Source organism: Planomonospora corallina, from assembly GCF_042650625.1.
In the GTDB taxonomy this organism is placed as follows: Bacteria; Actinomycetota; Actinomycetes; order Streptosporangiales; family Streptosporangiaceae; genus Planomonospora_B; species Planomonospora_B corallina.
In genome coordinates this window covers 321,969-323,454 of the sequence record NZ_JBHSBM010000016.1, presented here as the reverse complement: position 1 = coordinate 323,454, position 1,486 = coordinate 321,969, and the positions used below count along the sequence as shown (strand labels likewise).

Below are 1,486 nucleotides of genomic sequence, written 5' to 3'. Positions count from 1 at the left end.
CTGACCGTCGCCTACAGCCTGCTGCGCAGCGTGGTGCGGACCGGCAAGGACCCGGCCGCGGCCGCCGGCCAGCGCCGCGGCGCGGCCGGCGCGGCGGCCGAAGAAGGTGCCGTCGCCCAGGGAGGTGCCGCTGACGTAGCCGTCGCCGTGCATGCCGGAGGCGGCCCGGCCCGCGGCGTACAGGCCGGGGATCGGCCGCCCGGTCTCGTCGAGCACCTCCCCGTCGGCGGTGGTGTGCAGCCCGCCGAGGGTGAAGCCGGCCACCCCGGTCGCCTCCCCCGGATCCCTCCGGTCGCCGGCCCCGAAGCCCAGCCGCGGGTCGACCGCCGCGAACGGCGGGCGCAGCGGCCGCAGCCACCGGGCGTCCTTGTGGAAGTACGGGTCCTCGCCGCGCTCGGCGTGCCGGTTGTAGACGGCGACCGTCGTCTCCAGCGCCCCGGCGGGCATGCCGAGCTCCGCCTCCAGCTCCGCGAGCGTCTCGGCGGCGTACGTCGGGCGCACCCCCCACAGGTCCCGCGCGGGGATGTCCTCGTAGCCCTCCTCGTCGACGACCGCCCAGTACGGTCCCGGCTGGTGCAGCACGGCGGCCGCGCTGAACATGCCGGGGTAGACGTCCTCGTTGACGAAGCGCTGCCCGAGCCCGTTGACGAGCATGCCGCGCACGACCAGCGCGGGCAGCGCGGTCAGCGCGACCTGAACGGCGGACATGCGCCGGGTGGCGGCGCCGAGCGCCGCGGCCATGCGGATGCCGCCGCCGTCGTCGAGGCCGTCGCTGACCTTGCCGTGGCCCAGCAGGACGGGGGCGTGCCGGGCGAGCATCTCCTCGGAGTCGACGAACCCGCCGGTGGTGAGGACGACGGCGCGGCGGGCCCGGTAGACGACCCGCTCGCCGTACCGGCGGGCCACCACGCCGCGCACCCGGCCGTCGTCGCCGACGACGAGGTTGGTGGCGAGGGTGTCGGCGTGGCCGGCCGCCCCGGCCGCGCGGGCGGCGGCGACCAGCTTCTCCATCAGCAGCCCGCCGGCGAAGGACCGGGCCGCGGGGCGGTGGCCGCGTGGCGCGGGCCGGGCGAGCGTGTTGTACGGCCAGGCGTTCTCGCCCAGCCACATCAGCCCGTCCTCCGTCGGCGGCATCCAGGTCGGCCCGTCGTAGAGCCGCTCGGTGAAGGTGACGCCCCGGTCGCACAGCCACCCGAAGTGCTCGACGCTCCCGTCGCAGTACAGCCGGATCTTCCCGGTGTCGGCGTGCGGGCCGAGCGCCGCGACCAGGTAGGCGTACATGTCGTCGGGGGTGTCGTCGAAGCCGCAGGCCTTCTGCAGCGCCGTACCGCCGCCGAGGTAGATCTCGCCGCCGGACAGCGCCGACGAGCCGCCCGGCCCTCCGGCGCGCTCCAGCACGATGACGCGGGCGCCGGCCGCGGCGGCCGCGTAGGAGAGCGGGAAACCGGGCCCGGCGGGCTCGGCGTTCTCGCCCGCGGGCCGTACG

At 77.0% G+C, this 1,486-nt stretch carries 1 protein-coding gene; it reads right to left on the bottom strand.

The window, feature by feature from the left end:
- On the bottom strand, positions 1 to 1,486 hold a 1,486-nt coding region (locus tag ACFOWE_RS12650), incomplete at both ends, for an FAD-dependent oxidoreductase (RefSeq protein ID WP_377287469.1).